Source organism: Streptomyces sp. NRRL S-495 (assembly GCF_000966955.1).
GTDB classification, from domain to species: domain Bacteria; phylum Actinomycetota; class Actinomycetes; order Streptomycetales; family Streptomycetaceae; genus Kitasatospora; species Kitasatospora purpeofusca.
This window is the reverse complement of record NZ_JZWY01000187.1, coordinates 1-16,831: the sequence shown is the minus strand read 5'-3', so window position 1 is coordinate 16,831 and position 16,831 is coordinate 1. Positions and strand designations below refer to the sequence as shown.

General features: G+C 72.1%; 11 protein-coding genes and 3 pseudogenes. 5 read left to right on the top strand and 9 right to left on the bottom strand.

Features of this window, described 5'->3' with window-relative positions; genetic code table 11:
• Positions 1-12: 12 nt before the first annotated feature.
• On the bottom strand, positions 13-1,779 hold the full coding sequence (gene arc / locus VR45_RS11850) for a proteasome ATPase (RefSeq protein WP_045939662.1): 1,767 nt from the start codon (positions 1,777-1,779) through the stop codon (positions 13-15).
• Between the two features lie 284 nt (positions 1,780-2,063).
• Between arc and VR45_RS11845 the strand changes: the two genes are divergently transcribed.
• Positions 2,064-2,366, top strand: a complete 303-nt coding sequence (locus tag VR45_RS11845) for a ferredoxin (protein WP_045939661.1) — start codon at positions 2,064-2,066, stop codon at positions 2,364-2,366.
• A 37-nt stretch (positions 2,367-2,403) separates the two neighbouring features.
• On the opposite strand, the gene VR45_RS11840 is transcribed toward VR45_RS11845, so the two are convergent.
• The 3 genes and pseudogenes from VR45_RS11840 to VR45_RS11830 form a co-directional block, all read right to left on the bottom strand.
• Positions 2,404-3,045: a hypothetical protein gene (locus VR45_RS11840; protein ID WP_159394188.1), complete on the bottom strand. Its 642-nt coding sequence runs from the start codon at positions 3,043-3,045 to the stop codon at positions 2,404-2,406.
• Between the two features lie 95 nt (positions 3,046-3,140).
• Entirely contained in the window at positions 3,141-4,100 is a 960-nt protein-coding gene (locus tag VR45_RS11835; protein ID WP_045939660.1) for a tRNA (adenine-N1)-methyltransferase, read from the bottom strand.
• A gap of 71 nt (positions 4,101-4,171) precedes the next feature.
• Positions 4,172-5,305 (bottom strand): annotated as a pseudogene (locus VR45_RS11830) (site-2 protease family protein); the annotation flags it as partial.
• A gap of 269 nt (positions 5,306-5,574) precedes the next feature.
• Here VR45_RS11830 and VR45_RS11825 point away from each other — a divergent pair.
• Positions 5,575-6,473, top strand: a pseudogene (locus VR45_RS11825) (PD-(D/E)XK nuclease family protein).
• On the top strand, positions 6,474-7,145 hold the full coding sequence (locus tag VR45_RS11820; RefSeq protein WP_030299918.1) for a response regulator transcription factor: 672 nt from the start codon (positions 6,474-6,476) through the stop codon (positions 7,143-7,145). It abuts the pseudogene before it with no gap.
• Between the two features lie 96 nt (positions 7,146-7,241).
• Here the strand turns inward: VR45_RS11820 and VR45_RS11815 are convergent, their stop codons facing one another.
• The 3 genes from VR45_RS11815 to metH form a co-directional block, all read right to left on the bottom strand.
• Positions 7,242-8,849, bottom strand: a complete 1,608-nt coding sequence (locus VR45_RS11815) for an ABC transporter substrate-binding protein (RefSeq protein WP_045939658.1) — start codon at positions 8,847-8,849, stop codon at positions 7,242-7,244.
• A gap of 284 nt (positions 8,850-9,133) precedes the next feature.
• Positions 9,134-9,841: an HAD family phosphatase gene (locus tag VR45_RS11810; RefSeq protein ID WP_045939657.1), complete on the bottom strand. Its 708-nt coding sequence runs from the start codon at positions 9,839-9,841 to the stop codon at positions 9,134-9,136.
• 141 nt (positions 9,842-9,982) lie between these two features.
• Entirely contained in the window at positions 9,983-13,492 is a 3,510-nt protein-coding gene (gene metH, locus VR45_RS11805; RefSeq protein WP_045939656.1) for a methionine synthase, read from the bottom strand.
• 145 nt (positions 13,493-13,637) lie between these two features.
• Between metH and VR45_RS11800 the strand changes: the two genes are divergently transcribed.
• Positions 13,638-14,738: a glycosyl hydrolase family 18 protein gene (locus VR45_RS11800; protein ID WP_078896437.1), complete on the top strand. Its 1,101-nt coding sequence runs from the start codon at positions 13,638-13,640 to the stop codon at positions 14,736-14,738.
• A 1-nt stretch (position 14,739) separates the two neighbouring features.
• On the opposite strand, the gene VR45_RS11795 is transcribed toward VR45_RS11800, so the two are convergent.
• Complete coding sequence (locus tag VR45_RS11795) at positions 14,740-15,270, bottom strand: SRPBCC family protein (RefSeq protein ID WP_052709017.1); 531 nt, start codon at positions 15,268-15,270, stop codon at positions 14,740-14,742.
• A gap of 316 nt (positions 15,271-15,586) precedes the next feature.
• Between VR45_RS11795 and VR45_RS11790 the strand changes: the two genes are divergently transcribed.
• Positions 15,587-16,537 carry a PAC2 family protein gene (locus VR45_RS11790; RefSeq protein ID WP_045939655.1) on the top strand — a complete coding sequence of 317 codons (951 nt, stop codon included), beginning with the start codon at positions 15,587-15,589 and terminating at the stop codon, positions 16,535-16,537.
• An 89-nt stretch (positions 16,538-16,626) separates the two neighbouring features.
• On the opposite strand, the pseudogene VR45_RS11785 reads toward VR45_RS11790, so the two are convergent.
• Positions 16,627-16,831: pseudogene (locus VR45_RS11785) on the bottom strand (cysteine--1-D-myo-inosityl 2-amino-2-deoxy-alpha-D-glucopyranoside ligase); the annotation flags it as partial.

The following is a 16,831-nucleotide window of genomic DNA, read 5'->3' as shown; positions in this document are numbered from 1 at the left end:
GGACCGGACCGGTTACAGGTACTGCCCGGTGTTGGCGACAGTGTCGATGGAGCGGCCGGACTCGGCGCCCTGCTTCCCGGTGACCAGGGTGCGGATGAAGACGATCCGCTCGCCCTTCTTGCCGGAGATCCGGGCCCAGTCGTCCGGGTTGGTGGTGTTGGGCAGGTCCTCGTTCTCCTTGAACTCGTCCACGCAGGCGTTGAGCAGGTGGGAGACCCGCAGACCCCGCTGGCCGTGGTCGAGGTAGTCCTTGATGGCCATCTTCTTGGCCCGGTCGACGATGTTCTGGATCATCGCGCCGGAGTTGAAGTCCTTGAAGTACAGGACCTCCTTGTCACCGTTGGCGTAGGTGACCTCCAGGAAGCGGTTCTCCTCCGTCTCGGAGTACATCCGCTCCACCACGGACTGGATCATCGCGGCGACGGTGGCCTCCAGCGAGCCGTCGTGCTCCTTGACGTCGTCCGGGTGGAAGGGCAGCGAGCCCTTGAGGTACTTGGAGAAGATGTCCTTGGCCGCCTCGGCGTCCGGGCGCTCGATCTTGATCTTGACGTCCAGGCGGCCGGGCCGCAGGATCGCCGGGTCGATCATGTCCTCGCGGTTCGAGGCGCCGATGACGATGACGTTCTCCAGGCCCTCCACGCCGTCGATCTCGGCGAGCAGCTGCGGGACGATGGTGTTCTCCACGTCCGAGCTGACGCCGGAGCCGCGGGTGCGGAAGAGCGACTCCATCTCGTCGAAGAAGACGATGACCGGCGTGCCCTCGCTGGCCTTCTCGCGGGCCCGCTGGAAGACCAGGCGGATCTGCCGCTCGGTCTCACCGACGTACTTGTTGAGCAGCTCCGGACCCTTGATGTTGAGGAAGTAGCTCTTCCCCTGGGGCCGGCCGGTGACCTCGGCGACCTTCTTGGCCAGCGAGTTCGCCACCGCCTTGGCGATCAGCGTCTTGCCGCAGCCGGGCGGGCCGTAGAGCAGGACGCCCTTGGGCGGGCGCAGCTCGTACTCCTTGAAGAGGTCGGCGTGCAGGTAGGGCAGCTCGACCGCGTCGCGGATCTGCTCGATCTGGTTCGCCAGGCCGCCGATCTGGCGGTAGTCGATGTCCGGGACCTCTTCGAGGACGAGCTCCTCGACCTCGGCCTTCGGCACGACCTCGTACACGTAGCCGGACCGCGGTTCGAGCAGGAGGGCGTCCCCCGCCCGGAGGGTGATCTCGCGCAGCGGTTCGGCGAGGCGCACCACCCGCTCCTCGTCGGTGTGGCCGACGACCAGGGCCCGCTCACCGTCCTCGAGGACCTCCTTGAGGGTGACGAGGTCGCCGATGCTCTCGAAGGCCATCGCGTCCACGATGTTGAGGGCCTCGTTGAGCATCACTTCCTGGCCGCGCCGCAGTTCGTCGAGGGCGACGTTGGGGCTGACGTTCACGCGGAGCTTGCGGCCGCCGGTGAAGATGTCGGCGGTGCCGTCCTCGTTGGAGCTGAGGAACACGCCGAATCCGGCCGGGGGCTGTGCCAGCCGGTCCACTTCCTCCTTGAGGGCCACGATCTGGTCGCGGGCCTCGCGCAGGGTGGAGGCGAGCCGTTCGTTCTGGGCGGTCACGCCGGCCAGGTTGGTCTGGAGCTCGACGATCCGCTCTTCGAGGATTCTCGAATTGCGCGGCGAGTCGGCGAGCTTGCGGCGCAGTCCGGCGATTTCCTGCTCAAGGTACGAGACCTGAGCGGCCTCGTCGGAACCACGAGCGGGCCTGCCGGTGCTGCGGTTGTAGTCGTCATCGTGGGCTGCCACGGTCCTCACCTCCTCCGGGGAGCTGGACGCTTCCAGACCCTACCTGGGACCAGGGGTCCGTAAACCCCTAGATCAAGAAAGATGGAACGGGCGTGTCCGATCTTCGCCCTCGCGTGCTTCCCCTCTGCTAGGGGGATACCCACCGCGCACCGGCCAAAGCGGACCAGATGTATCGTCGATCGAGTCGATATCCGATCGCGACCGACGCCCGAGGTCCGATCGTTGTACGAATGGCGGGAATGCCCCAGGACGGGGCGTCCCGGGACAGAAACGGCGGACGAAACATGTCGGTGAGCGGGACGACGGCAGCGGCAGAGCCGCTGGAAGTCTGGATCGACCAGGACCTGTGCACCGGCGACGGCATCTGCGCGCAGTACGCCCCGGAGGTCTTCGAGCTGGACATCGACGGCCTCGCCTATGTGAAGGGCGAGGACGACGAGCTGCGCCAGCAGCCGGGCGAGACGGTGCGAGTGCCGCTGACGCTGCTTCAGGACGTGGTGGACTCGGTGAAGGACTGCCCCGGCGACTGCATCCACGTGCGCCGGGTCAACGACCGGGTCGAGGTCTTCGGGCCTGACGCCGAGTAGGCCGAGCAGGCCCGGGCCGGCACGGCCCGGGTACGGCCTAGGTGAGGGCCAGTGGGGCGGCGGTCTGGGAGCGGTCCCAGGCGCCGCCCTTGTGCGTCCAGGTGAGGTCGAGCGAGATGTCGGGGGCGAAGCGCGGCACCTCGTCGCTCGAGTACCCCTGCGCGTGGCCGGTGATGGCGCCGTCCGAACGCAGCGCGAGCCGGCTGACGATCAGGTTCTCGCGCTCCGAGAGCAGGGTGGCGAGCACGGCGGGGCGGCCGCCGGGGCCGGGGCCGAGCAGGAAGACGCCGTCGGGCGGGGTGCCGTTCCCGGCCGCGCAGTGCGCGGCGGTGACGGTACCGGGCCGGCCGTCGCCGAGGTCGGCGGCGAAGCTGACGGCTATGGTCACCGGGAACGGCCCGCAGTCGAGCGGGAGTTCGGCCCGGGCCGGATCGGGTGCGGCCGCCGCGGGCAGGGCCTTGGGGGTGGGCCGGGCGGGCCCGGTGGTGCCGCCGGCGGGGCCGGCGGCGAGTGCGGCCGCCACCACGGCGGCGCAGCCTCCCACCGTCACGCCCCAGTGCCAGGGGGTGGTGCGCCCCCGACCGGGGCCGGTGCGGCCCGTCGCGGTCCGCTGTCCAGCCGTCGTCCCGACCGCGGTCTCCACCAGGCGTCCCCTCCAGTGGTCTGTGTGAGCGAGCATCGTCCCACACCGGGGCGGCCGGGAGGTGTCACGGGTGTGCGGGAACGCGGGAGGGGTGGTACGGCGATGCCGTACCACCCCTCCGGGAGGTGTTCTCAGCCGAGGTCGACCTGGTCGGCGCCCTCGGTGCGGGCGGCGGCCCGGGCGGCCGCGCGCTCCTGCAGGGTGGGCTCGGGGGCCCCGTTGTCGTACTCCTCGCCGTAGGCGCCCTTGGCCGGGCGGCGGCGGCGCAGCGGCGGCTCGACGCCGTCGGCGAGGCGCCGGGCGGTGAGCAGGAAGCCGGTGTGGCCGATCATCCGGTGGTCCGGGCGGACGGCCAGGCCCTCCAGGTGCCAGGTGCGGACCATGGTCTCCCAGGCCTGCGGCTCGGTGTAGGTCCCGTGCTCGCGCAGCGCCTCGACGGTCCTGGACATCTGCGTGGTGGTGGCCACGTAGCAGCAGATGAGGCCGCCGGGGACGAGCGCCTTGGAGGCGACGTCCAGGCACTCCCAGGGGGCGAGCATGTCCAGGATGACGCGGTCGACGTCGGACTCGACCAGGTTGTCCTGGAGGTCGCCGACGGTGAGCTTCCACGCCGGGTGCGAGCCGCCGAAGTAGCGCTCGACGTTGGACTGCGCGATGTCGGCGAAGTCCTGGCGGCGCTCGTACGAGGCGAGCAGGCCGGTGTCGCCGACGGCGCGCAGCAGGTACGTGGACAGCGCGCCGGAGCCGACGCCGGCCTCGACCACGCGGGCACCCGGGAAGATGTCGGCCATCGCCAGGATCTGCCCCGCGTCCTTGGGGTAGATCACGGCGGCGCCGCGCGGCATGGACAGGACGTAGTCGGGGAGCAGGGGGCGCAGCGCGAGGTACGGGACGTTCCCCGTGGTGCGCACGACCGTGCCCTCGGGGGCGCCGATCAGCTCGTCGTGGGGGAACGCACCCTTGTGGGTGTGGAACTGGTTCCCGGCCTGGAGCGTGAACGTGTAGTGGCGGCCCTTGGGGTCGGTCAGCTGGACCTGGTCCCCGACCTGGAAGGGCCCGCGTCGGCGGGTGGCACCGGTCGGTTCGGACATGCGGACAATCCTAAGGGAAGCGCGCCGTCCGCCTGACCAGGTGATCGTCCCCGCCTTGCCGGGCGGTGGTCTCAGCGGCCGCTGACGGCGGCGGTCAGCCGCTGTTCGATGTCGGTGAGCGTGGCGACGCCGAACACCCGTCCGTCCTCCTCGACCACCAAGTACTCCCCGGCGGGGGTGGCCCGGACGGCGCGCAGCAGGTCCTCGCCGGCGAGGTCGGCGGAGAGCCGCAGCCCGGGTTCGAGGTCGCGGGCGAGCGGGCCGACGGCGACCCAGGGGCGGCGGTGCTCGGGGACGGCGCGCACGGCGGACTCGCGGACGAGGGCGATCGGCTCGCCGCGCCCGTCGACGACGACGACGGCGCCGGCCTGGGCCTCGTGGGCGCGCCGCATGGCCTCGCCGAGCGGGGTGTCGGCGGTGACCTCGACGGCCCGGCGGGCGAGGTCGCGCAGCCGCAGGCCGGGCAGGACCTCCTTGAGCCGGGCGTTGCGCAGGGCGCCGGTGGCGCCGTTCCAGATGATGGCGGCGAGGACGGCGGCGAGGACGGCGTCGACCAGGGTGTCGGTGCGGCTGCGGTCGAGTTCGCGGGCGGAGCTGACCAGCGGCAGGCCGATCAGGACGGCGACGGCGAGCACCCGGCCGGCCCAGGCGGCGGCGACGGTGCCGGTCATCGGCCGGCCGGTGACCGCCCAGACGACGGCGCGCAGCATCCGGCCGCCGTCGAGCGGCAGGCCGGGCAGCAGGTTGAAGGCGGCGACGACGAGGTTGGAGACCATCAGGCCGGTGAGCAGGACGCCGGGGACGGTGGACAGCTCGACGGCCTGGAGGGCGAGGTAGAACACGCCGCCGAGGACGAGCGAGAGCAGTGGGCCGACGAAGGCCAGCCAGAACTCGCGCCAGGGGCGTTCGGCCTCGTTCTCGATCTCCGAGACGCCGCCGAAGAACTGCAGCTGGATGCGGCGCACGCCGAGCTTGTAGCGCAGGGCGACCAGGGTGTGGGCGAGTTCGTGGATCAGCACCGAGCCGTAGAAGGCGACGGCGAAGAAGAAGGCGAGGAGGTAGCGGGCGGCGCCGAGCTCGGGCAGGACCCGGTCGAGCTGGCCGCCGAAGACCCAGGTGATGAGGGCGGCGATGACGAACCAGGACGGGGTGACGTAGATCGGTACGCCGAAGGGGCGGCCCATCAGGATGCCGCCGCGGGGCTCCGGGTCCTCGGGCGGCGGGGGCCCGGGCCGGGTGCCGCTGTCGTGCGGTGGCTGGTCGGAGGTCCGCCGGCCACTGGAGTCGCTCACCGTGTTCCCTTCGTCCGTCTGCCACCGGCGCGCGCCGCGCGCCGGTGCGCCCACGCTACGTGATCGGGGCGGTCGTCCGGCGCGCGCCCCTCGCCTTCCCACTGCCTTCATACCCACCCGCGGGCGGCTTGCGGCAGCACCGTGGCAGCGGGATGACAGCGCAGGGCAATAGGGTCTGGGGTATGCAGCAGACCGAGACCAGCAGCGCCGTCGTGGCCCCGGCGCGGGCGGCGGCGGCCCCGACCGGGCTGTCCCCGTCGCGCGCGGGCGACTTCCTGACCTGCCCGCTGTTGTACCGGCTGCGGGTGATCGACCGGCTGCCGGAGCCGCCGAGCTCGGCGGCGACCCGGGGCACGCTGGTGCACGCGGTGCTGGAGCGGCTGTTCGACTCCCCGGCGGCGGACCGTACGCCGGAGCGGGCGCTGGGGCTGCTGCGCCCGCAGTGGGAGCGGCTGCTGGGCGAGCGGCCGGAGCTGGCCGGGCTGTTCCCGGAGGACCCGGACGGCGCGGCGCTGACGCGCTGGCTGGGGGACGCGGAGAAGCTGGTCGCCCAGTGGTTCCGGCTGGAGGACCCGACCCGGCTGCACCCGGTGGAGCGCGAGCTCTACGTGGAGACGGCCCTGGAGTCGGGGCTGCTGCTGCGCGGCTACATCGACCGGGTCGACGTCGCGCCGACCGGCGAGGTCCGGTTGGTGGACTACAAGACCGGCCGGGCGCCCTCGAGGGATTTCGAGGGCAGGGCGATGTTCCAGATGAAGTTCTACGCGCTGGTGGTCTGGCGCTGGAAGGGCGTGCTCCCCCGGCGGCTGCAGCTGGTCTACCTGGGCGGCGGCGGGGACGTGGTCAGCTACGACCCGGACGAGGCGGACCTGCTGGCCGTGGAGCGCAAGCTGCTGGCGCTGTGGGAGCGGATCGGCCTGGCGGTGGCGACCGGCGACTTCCCGGCGACCCGCAACCGGCTCTGCGACTGGTGCGACCACCGGGCCAGCTGTCCGGCACGCCCCCGCCGTACCCGCTGCCACTGGCGCGTACGCCCGACGAGGACGATCCCACGGGGGATCCGACGAGCAAGGAGTCCTAGGTGACGATCCGAGTGCTGCTGGTCGACGACCAGCCGCTGCTGCGCACCGGTTTCCGGATGATCCTGGAGGCCGAGTCCGACCTGGTGGTGGTCGGTGAGGCCGGCGACGGCCAGCAGGCGCTTGACCAGGTGCGGGCGCTGCAGCCCGATGTGGTGCTGATGGACATCCGGATGCCGCGGATGGACGGGGTGGAGGCGACCCGCCGGATCGCCGGTCCGGGGCGGGACGGCCCGGCGAAGGTGCTGGTGCTGACCACCTTCGACCTGGACGAGTACGTGGTGGAGGCGCTGCGCGCGGGTGCGAGCGGCTTCCTGCTGAAGGACGTGCCGGCGGAGGAGCTGGTGCAGGCGATCCGGGTGGTGGCGGACGGCGCGGCGATGCTGGCGCCGTCGATCACCCGTCGGCTGCTGGACATGTACGCCACCAAGCTGCCCTCGGGCGAGGAGGCGCCGCCGCAGGCGCTGAACGCGCTGACCGAGCGGGAGCTGGAGGTGCTGAAGCTGGTGGCGCGCGGGCTGTCGAACGCGGAGATCGCGGCGGAGCTGTTCGTCAGCGAGACGACGGTGAAGACGCATGTCGGCCATGTGCTGACGAAGCTGCAGCTGCGCGACCGGGTGCAGGCGGCGGTGTACGCGTACGAGAGCGGCCTGGTGCGGCCGGGCGCGCTGTAGGCGCCGGGAACGGACGGCGGCCCGTCCGCCGCTGCCCCGGTCCGGGGTGGTGGCGGACGGGCCGCTTCGTCGTGGGCGGGGCGCCGGCCCCTCGGGTCACTTGCCCTTGCCGACCCGGCCGATCTCCCAGAAGCGGAAGAAGCCGGTGGTGTCGACGGTCGACTCCACGCCGGTGATGTTGGACCGGGAGGTGTAGAACGCCTTGTTCTGGAACAGCGGGATCAGCGGGACGTTCTCGGCCACGATGCCCTGGATCTGGGCGTAGAGGCTGCTGGCGGTGGCGCGGTCGGTCTGCTTGAGGGTGTCGGGCACCAGCTTCTGGCTGATCCGCGGGTCGTCCCAGCCGTGGTGGTAGGAACCGCCCTCGACGATCAGCGGCGCGACGTAGTTGTCCGGGTCCGGGTAGTCCGCGAACCAGCCGATCAGGTACATCTGGTACTTGCTCTCGTTCCAGCCCTTCTTGAAGGCGTCCCAGTCGGGCTCCTGCTGGACGGTGACCTGGAACAGGCCGCCGGCCTCCAGCTGCTTCTTGAGGGTCTCGGCCTCGACGGCCTCGGCGCGCGAGCGCGACCAGGTGAGGTTGAGCTTGACCGGGGTGGCCACCTTGGCGGCGGCGAGGATCGCCTTGGCCTTTGCGGGGTCCTGGTCGCCGTAGCGGTCGAAGAAGGCCGTGTTGTGGCCGGTGACGCCGGCCGGGACCATCGAGTACAGCGCCTGGACGGTGCGCGCGAAGACGTCGCGGGAGAGCGACTTGCGGTCGACCAGCTGGGCGGCGGCCTGACGGACGGCGACGTTGCCGGCGGTGGCGTCCTTGGTGTTGAACACCAGGTAGCGGGTGTCGTTGCTGTCGCCCTCGACGACGCGCAGGTCGGTCTTGCCGCCCTGCTGGTCGGAGAGGATCTGCGCGGCGGTGTTCGGCTCCAGGCTGTTGTCGGCCAGGTCGACCTCACCGTTGTCGATCGCGGTCTTGAGGTCGGTCGGCTTGTCGAAGTAGCGCAGCACGAACTTCTTGTTCCGCAGCTTGGCGTCGCCGGTGTACTTGTCGTTCGGCAGGAGCACGACCTTGGCCGGGCCGCTCTTGGGGGTCGCCTCGATGGAGTCGATCCGGTACGGGCCGGAGCCGACCAGCTTGTCGTTCGACAGCGCCCTGTCGGCCGGGAAGACCTCCTGGTCGACGATCGCGCCGGCCGGGCCGGCCAGCTTGGCCGGGAGAGTGGCGTCGGGCTGGGCGAGGTGGAAGAGCACCTCGGTGTCGTTGACCGCTTCGACCGTCTTGATCGACGACAGCAGGCCGGCCGGGCCGTTGGCGTCGTTGATCTTCAGGGTCCGCTGGATCGAGTGGACGACGTCGGCGGAGGTCAGCGCGTGGCCGTTGGAGAACTTCAGCCCGCTCTTGAGCGTGCAGTGGTACTGGGTGGCGTCGCCGGCGGTGAACTCGCAGGCCTGGGCGGCGTCCGGGGTGGGGGCGCTGGACGCGGCCGGGTAGCTCAGCAGCGACTGGAAGGTGTTGCGCAGCAGCAGCCAGGAGCCGGCGTCGTAGGCGACGGCCGGGTCCAGGGCGGTGGTCGTCGCGGTGGTGCCCAGGGTGATCGCCTTGTCGCCGTCGCCCTTGACGGCGTCGGTCACCGAGCCGCAGCCGGCCACCGACACGGCCACGATTCCGGCGCAGCCGAGCGCGGCCAGTCGTTCAGCGGAGTTCTTCACGGGTCGCGTCCTTCTGGGTGCGGGGCTGCGACCGCGGGCACGACGGGGGTGCCCGTCAGCGGCGGTGCCTGGGCTCGGGGGTGGAACGAACTGGAGTAGCGTGCCATATCGAACACACACCCCCGATACCCGCACAGGTGACAGTTGGGACACGGGCGGGTGCGCTGGGCTGGCCTCTCCTACGAGTTGTCAGGCAATGCCCGTTTTCTCCCCGGGCAGTCTCCCGGCCCGGCCGGATCCGTCCGCTTACCGGTCGGTACTGGCGCTCCGCAATGAGACGACAATCACACTCGCGAGGCGACCAGCGAGCGCAACAGCTCCAGATCGACCTGTTCCAGCGAGGACAGCACCAGACGCCCCGGCGCGGGCTCGATCGGCGCCACCGAGGGAACGGCGATCACCGGGCAGCCGGCCGCCTCGGCGGCCCGCACCCCGGTCGGCGCGTCCTCCACCACCACGCAGCGGGCCGGTTCGGCGCCGAGCCGGCGGGCCGCCTCCAGGTACGGGTCCGGGTGCGGCTTGGTGCGGGCCACCTCGTCGCCCGCGACCGAGAAGGCGAAGTGCTCGGCGCCGAGCGAGCGGAGCACGAGGTCGATGATGTGCCGGTGCGAGGCGGACACCAGGGCGGCCGGGATGCCGTGCGCGGCCAGCGTGTTGAGCAGCCGCTCGGCGCCCGGCATCAGCGGCACCCCGCCGTCCAGCAGGTCGACGAAGCGCCGGTTGATCAGCACGGTCAGCTCGGCCGGCGAGAGGTCCACCCCGGTGCTGGCCAGCAGGTGGTCGATGACCCGGGTCATCGGGCCGCCGACCACCTGGGCGCGGTCCTCGGCGGTCAGCTCGTGGCCCAGCTCGGCGAAGAGCGAGGCCTCCGCCTGCCACCAGTAGTCCTCGGTGTCGACCAGCGTCCCGTCCATGTCCAGCAGCACCGCCTGCAGGCCCCGGTCGTCGTCGCCGCGGCCGAGAGTCGGGGTGGCGGTGGAGATGGTGGTCATTGGCGGGATCCTTCCGTCCGTGCCCGGATCGGACCCGGGGATGGCACAGGCCGGCCCGCTTTTGAGCGGACCGGCCCGTTCAGGATCATCAAGGATACGCCCGGGGACCCCGAATGAAGCGAACGCTGCGCAGCGTGGGCATTACCGGGCGTTGAAGTACTTGGCCTCCGGGTGGTGGATCACAATCGCGTCGGTGGACTGCTCGGGGTGCAGCTGGAACTCCTCGGAGAGCACCACGCCGATCCGCTCGGGCTTCAGCAGCTCGGCGATCTTGGCGCGGTCCTCCAGCTCCGGGCAGGCCCCGTAGCCGAGCGAGAACCGGGCGCCGCGGTACTTGAGCGCGAACATGTCCTTGACGTCCTGCGGGTCCTCGTCGCCGAAGCCCAGCTCGTAGCGGACCCGGGCGTGCCAGAACTCGGCCAGCGCCTCGGCCAGCTGGACGGACAGGCCGTGCAGCTCCAGGTAGTCCCGGTAGGAGTTGTCGGCGAACAGCTCGTTGGCCGCCTCGGAGATCCGGTTGCCCATGGTGACCACCTGGAGGCCCAGCACGTCGCGGACCCCGGACTCCTCCGGACGGAAGAAGTCGGCCAGGCAGAGCCGGCGCCCGCGCCGCTGGCGCGGGAAGGTGAAGCGGGTCCGCTCGCTGCCGTCCTCGTGGAAGACGACCAGGTCGTCGCCCTTGGAGTTCGCCGGGTAGAAGCCGTAGACGACCGCCGCCTCCAGCCAGCCCTCGGTCTGCAGCCGGTCCAGCCACATCCGCAGCCGCGGCCGGCCCTCGGTCTCCACCAGCTCCTCGTACGAGGGGCCCTCGCCGCTCCGGGCGGCCTTGAGGCCCCACTGCCCCTTGAACAGCGCGTCCTCGTCCAGCCAGGAGGAGTAGTCGGCGAACGGCACGCCCTTGACGATCCGGTCGCCCCAGAACGGCGGCTCGGGCACCCGGTTGTCGACCGCGACGTCGGAGCGGATCTGGCCGAGGTTGACCTCCTCCGGTTCCTCGACCTCGACCCGGGCGTGCCGGCGCTGCTTGAGCTCGGGCAGGGTGGCGCCGGGCACGCCGCGCTTGACCGCGATCAGCGCGTCCATCAGCCGCAGGCCCTCGAAGGCGTCCCGGGCGTAGCGGACCTCGCCCTCGTAGATCTCGTGCAGGTCCTGCTCGACGTAGGCGCGGGTCAGCGCGGCGCCGCCGAGGATCACCGGGTAGTCGGCCGCCAGCTTGCGCTGGTTCAGCTCCTGCAGGTTCTCCTTCATGATCACGGTGGACTTCACCAGCAGGCCGGACATCCCGATGACGTCCGCCCGGTGCTCCTGGGCGGCGTCCAGGATCGCCGAGACCGGCTGCTTGATGCCCAGGTTGACCACGGTGTAGCCGTTGTTGGACAGGATGATGTCGACCAGGTTCTTGCCGATGTCGTGGACGTCGCCCTTGACGGTGGCCAGCACGATGGTGCCCTTGCCCTCGTCGTCGGACTTCTCCATGTGCGGCTCCAGGTGGGCCACCGCGGTCTTCATGACCTCGGCCGACTGGAGCACGAACGGCAGCTGCATCTGGCCGGAGCCGAACAGCTCGCCGACCACCTTCATGCCCGCCAGCAGCGTGCTGTTGACGATCTCCAGTGCCGGGCGCTCCGTCAGCGCCTCGTCGAGGTCGGCCTCCAGGCCGTTCCGCTCGCCGTCGATGATCCGGCGCTGGAGCCGCTCCTCCAGCGGCAGCGCGGCCAGCTCCTCCGCCTTGGAGGCCCTGACCGAGGAGGAGGAGACGCCCTCGAACAGCTGCAGCAGCTTCTGGAGCGGGTCGTAGCCCTCGCTGCGCCGGTCGTACACCAGGTCGAGCGCGACCTCGCGCTGGTCCTCGGGGATCCGCGCCATCGGCAGGATCTTGGAGGCGTGCACGATCGCCGAGTCCAGGCCCGCCTCGACGCACTCGTTCAGGAAGACCGAGTTGATCACCATCCGGGCGGCCGGGCTGAGGCCGAAGGAGATGTTGGACAGACCGAGGGTGGTCTGCACGTCCGGGTGGCGGCGCTTGAGCTCGCGGATCGCCTCGATGGTCTCGATGCCGTCCCGGCGCGACTCCTCCTGACCGGTGCCCAGGGTGAACGCCAGGCAGTCGACCAGGATCGAGCCCTCGTCGACGCCGTACTCGCCGGTCAGCTGGGCGATCAGCCGCTCGGCGATCTCGACCTTCTTGGCGGCGGTGCGGGCCTGGCCCTCCTCGTCGATGGTCAGCGCGATCAGGCCGGCGCCGTGCTCGCGGGCCAGCGAGGCGATCCGGCCGAAGCGGGTGTCCGGGCCGTCGCCGTCCTCGTAGTTCACCGAGTTCAGCACGGCGCGCCCGCCGAGCGACTCCAGACCGGCCCGCAGCACCTCCGGCTCGGTGGAGTCCAGCACGATCGGCAGGGTGGAGGCGGTGGCCAGCCGGCCGGCGATCTCCTTCATGTCGGCGACGCCGTCACGGCCGACGTAGTCCACGCAGAGGTCCAGCAGGTGGGAGCCGTCCCGGATCTGGTCCCGGGCGATCTCCACGCAGGCCTGCCAGTCGCCGGCCAGCATCGACTCGCGGAACTTCTTCGAACCGTTGGCGTTGGTGCGCTCGCCGATCGCCAGGTACGAGGTGTCCTGACGGAACGGCACCGACTGGTACAGCGAGGACGCGGCCGACTCGGGGCGCGGCTCGCGCGGGGCGACCGGACGGCCCTGCACCCGCTCGACCACCTGGCGCAGGTGCTCGGGGGTGGTGCCGCAGCAGCCGCCGACCAGCGAGAGCCCGTAGTCGCGGGTGAACAGGTCGTGCGCGTCGGCCAGCTCGGACGGGCTCAGCGGGTAGTGCGCGCCGTCCTTGCCCAGCACCGGCAGGCCCGCGTTGGGCATGCAGGACAGCCCGATCCGGGCGTTCTTCGCCAGGTAGCGCAGGTGCTCGCTCATCTCGGCCGGGCCGGTGGCGCAGTTCAGACCGATGTAGTCGACGCCGAGCGGCTCCAGCGCGGTCAGCGCGGCGCCGATCTCCGAGCCGAGCAGCATGGTGCCCGTGGTCTCCACCGTCACCTGGACCAGCACCGGCAGGTCCAGGCCCGCCTCGGCCAGGGCCTGCTTGGAACCCAGGATCGCGGCCTTGGTCTGCAGCAGGTCCTGGCTGGTCTCCACCAGCAGGGCGTCCGCGCCGCCGGCGATCAGACCGGCCGCGTTCACCCGGAAGCCCTCGCGCAGGACCTCGTACGGGGCGTGGCCCAGGGTCGGCAGCTTGGTGCCGGGGCCGATCGAGCCGAGCACCCAGCGGGTGCGGCCGTCCCCGGCGGCGTGCGCGTCGGCGGCCTCGCGGGCCAGCCGGGCACCGGCCTCGGAGAGCTCGAAGATCCGGTCGGCGATCTCGTACTCGCCGAGCGCGGAGAAGTTGGCGCCGAAGGTGTTGGTCTCCACGCAGTCCACGCCCACCGCGAAGTAGGCGTCGTGGACCGAGCGGACGATGTCGGGCCTGGTCAGGTTGAGGACCTCGTTGCAGCCCTCCAGGTTCTGGAAGTCCTCCAGCGTCGGGTCCTGCGCCTGGAGCATGGTGCCCATCGCTCCGTCGGCGACCACCACCCGGGTGGCGAGTGCCTCACGCAGCGCGTTCGCGCGGCTCTGCGGGGTGACGGACGGGCTGGCGGCAATGGCCATGGGGCTTCTCCCTGGGTGCGACGGCTGTCGGCTTTGCGAACCCGCTGAATCGGGGACGCACGTGGCCAGGGTATCCGGCCCCCGCCGGGAGAAGGCCACCTATTCCGTATCCTGAACGCTCGGCCGAACAGGGGGGAACGACCGGGTGACCAGGATTCGGACACTGATACGAGACGGCGTCCGGCGGACCGGGAGCGCCGCGGCCGCCCGGACGCGGGCGCTCCGGTCCCGCTGGCGCGGCTGGTCGCGATGGCGCAAGAGCCTGGTGGTGGCGCTGACGGCGCTGGCCGTGGTGCTGGTCCCGGTCGGCTCGGCGGCGCTCGCGCTGCGCCTGCAGTACGTCGGCGACCCCTCCCCCGAGGCCCGCAGCCGCGGCCGTGACGCACTCTGGCTCGGCCACGCCTGGGTGGACGGCCGGAAGAGTGACGCGGACCTCGCGGCGCTCGCCGAACGGCTGGCCGGCACCGGCGTCCGCGACCTCTATGTGCACACCGGTCCGCTGGAGCACGACGGCTCGCTGCCGCCCGCCGTGCACCCCCGGGCGCGCTGGTTCACCGAGGCCGCGCACCGGGCGCTGCCCGGGGTCCGGGTGCAGAGCTGGCTCGGCGACGAGGTGAAGCCCGAGAAGGACGCCCTGGACCTGGAGGACGCCGCCACCCGCGACCGGGTCACCGCCTCCGCCCGCCAGGTCCTGGACCTCGGCTTCGACGGCGTGCACTTCGACATGGAGCCGATCCGCCCCGGCTCCGCCGGCTGGCTCGCCCTGCTCGACCAGGTCCGCCCGGTCACCGCCGGGCGTGGCGCGAAACTGTCCGTCGCCGCCCCGCAGATCGACCCGCTGCCCTACCAGCACACCGTCGCCATCGCGCTCACGGACCACGGCAAGTGGTGGGACCAGGCGTACTTCACCGCCACCGCCCGCCGGGTCGACCAGATCGCGGTGATGACCTACGACTCCAGCATGCCGACCGAGGGGTTCTACGGCGCCTACAACGCCTACCAGACCGAACTCGCCCTGGAGGCCACCCCGGCGGAGGTCGACCTGCTGATGGGCCTGCCGTTCTACTGGGAGGACAAGTGGGGCCACTGGGGCCGCGCCGAGACGGTGACCGCCGGGATCCGGGGCGTCCGGCTGGGCCTGGGCCGGCAGGACCCGCACCGGCCGAACTTCGGCGTCGGCCTGTACGTGGACTTCGCCGCCACCGAGCAGAACTGGGCCGACTACCGGCGCGACTGGGTCCGCTGACCTAGCCGGACGTGGCCATCCGGTGGGCGAGCGCGCTCAGGTAGCGGTGGACGGTGGCGCCCTCGCCGGTCAGGTAGTGGGAGACGGCCCGGTACAGCGGCTGGTACACCTCGCCGTGCTCGGTGACGGTGAGCGTGCAGCCCCGGCCCGCCGGCGTCAGTACGTACGTCCAGGTGCCGCCGTAGGGCAGGTCCGGGTCGGCGATGCCGGTCACCAGGCGGTGCGGGGCGGCGCTCTCCACGACCTCGTAGGTGGTGTGGCCGTGCTTGCCGTACTCGCGCCAGCGGGGGTGGCCCGCGGCGGTGGCGGGCAGCCGCTCGACGTGCGCCAGCCCCGGGCGCCAGACCGGGAAGAAGTCGACGGCGGTCAGGACGTCCCAGACCTCGTCGGGCGGCCGGTCCAGTTCGAGCCCGCCCTCGCTGACGTGTTCCACCGGCAGCCGCCGGCCCGCGGCCAGCACCGCCGCCGCCAGCCCCGCCGTGACCGCCACCACCGCGGCCGCCCCGGCCGCCGTCCACCGCCATCCGCTCATCCGCCGGCTCCTCACACCCTGCGCGCCCGGCCCCACCACCCATCATCGCGCCGTCCCGCCGCCCGGGCGCGGCCGGACCCGGGGCGGTCCCCCGGGGCCCGCCGGGATAACCGCTGGATCGTGGCCGCCCCCTCGCCCAGACTGTCCCGGTGGCCCGGCGGAACGGCGCTTCAAAGCCCGTAGGCTGGGCAGGTAGGGACCATGGAGCGAGGCGTTCCATGGGTGACGAGAGGTTCGACCGTCGGCTTCCGACCGCCGGCACCCGGGCATTCCCGGCCGGGTGGCACGGTGGCTGCCGACCGGAGGGAGACGCTGGGTGATCGAGCTGGAGGAAGTTCCCGAGTTGATCGACCCGGTGATGGTGTGCGCCTTCGAGGGGTGGAACGACGCGGGTGACGCCGCCTCGGCCGCGCTGGCGCACCTGGACGAGACCTGGGGCGGCAAGGTCTTCGCCGCGCTCGACGCGGAGGAGTACTACGACTTCCAGGTCAACCGGCCCACCGTGTGGCTGGACGGCGGGGTGCGCCGGATCACCTGGCCCACCACCCGGCTCTCGGTGATCCGCGTCACCGAGCCGACCACCCGGGACGTCGTGCTGGTCCGCGGCATCGAGCCGAGCATGCGCTGGCGCTCGTTCTGCAACGAGCTGCTCGGCTTCGCGCACGAGCTGGGCGTGGAGCTGGTGGTGATCCTGGGCGCGCTGCTCGGCGACACCCCGCACAGCCGCCCGGTGCCGGTCAGCGGTGTCACCTCGGACCCGGAGCTGGCCCGCCGGCTGGAGCTGGAGGAGAGCCGCTACGAGGGACCGACCGGGATCGTCGGGGTGCTCCAGGAGGCGTGCACGCACGCCGGGGTGCCGGCCGTGACGCTGTGGGCGGCGGTGCCGCACTACGTCGCGCAGCCGCCGAACCCCAAGGCCACCCTGGCGCTGGTCAACAAGCTGGAGGACCTGCTGGACCTGCGCATCCCGCCGGGCGAGCTCGGCGAGGACGCCCGGGCGTGGCAGCTGGGCGTGGACCAGCTGGCCGCCGAGGACAGCGAGGTCGCCGAGTACGTCCAGCAGTTGGAGGAGGCGCAGGACACCGCGGAGCTGCCGGAGGCCTCGGGCGACGCGATCGCCCGGGAGTTCGAGCGGTACCTGCGGCGCCGGGAGAACGTCGGGCCGACCGGTGAGAAGCCCGTCTCCGGGCACGCCACCGCGGAGCGGCCGGCCGAGCCGGAGCCGCCGACGGCCCGGGAGAGCCAGGACGGCGCCGAGGAGGACTGAGCCTCCCGGCAGGGACGCCGCAGAAACGCCTGAGGGGCGTCGAGGCCACTGGCCTCGACGCCCCTCAGGCGTTCGTACGACGACGCGCCCTACAGCGCGACGCCGAGCAGTGCGTCCACGGTGCGGGTGACCAGGCCCGGGGCCCCGATCCCGGTACCGCCGTCGCTCTCCTGCGCGGCGGCCCAGCGGTCCACCGCGGCCAGCGCGGCCGGGGCGTCCAGGTCGTTCGCGAGCGCGGCGCGGACCTCGGCGAGCAGCTGCTCGGCGGGCGGGCCGTCCGGGCGGGAGACCGCG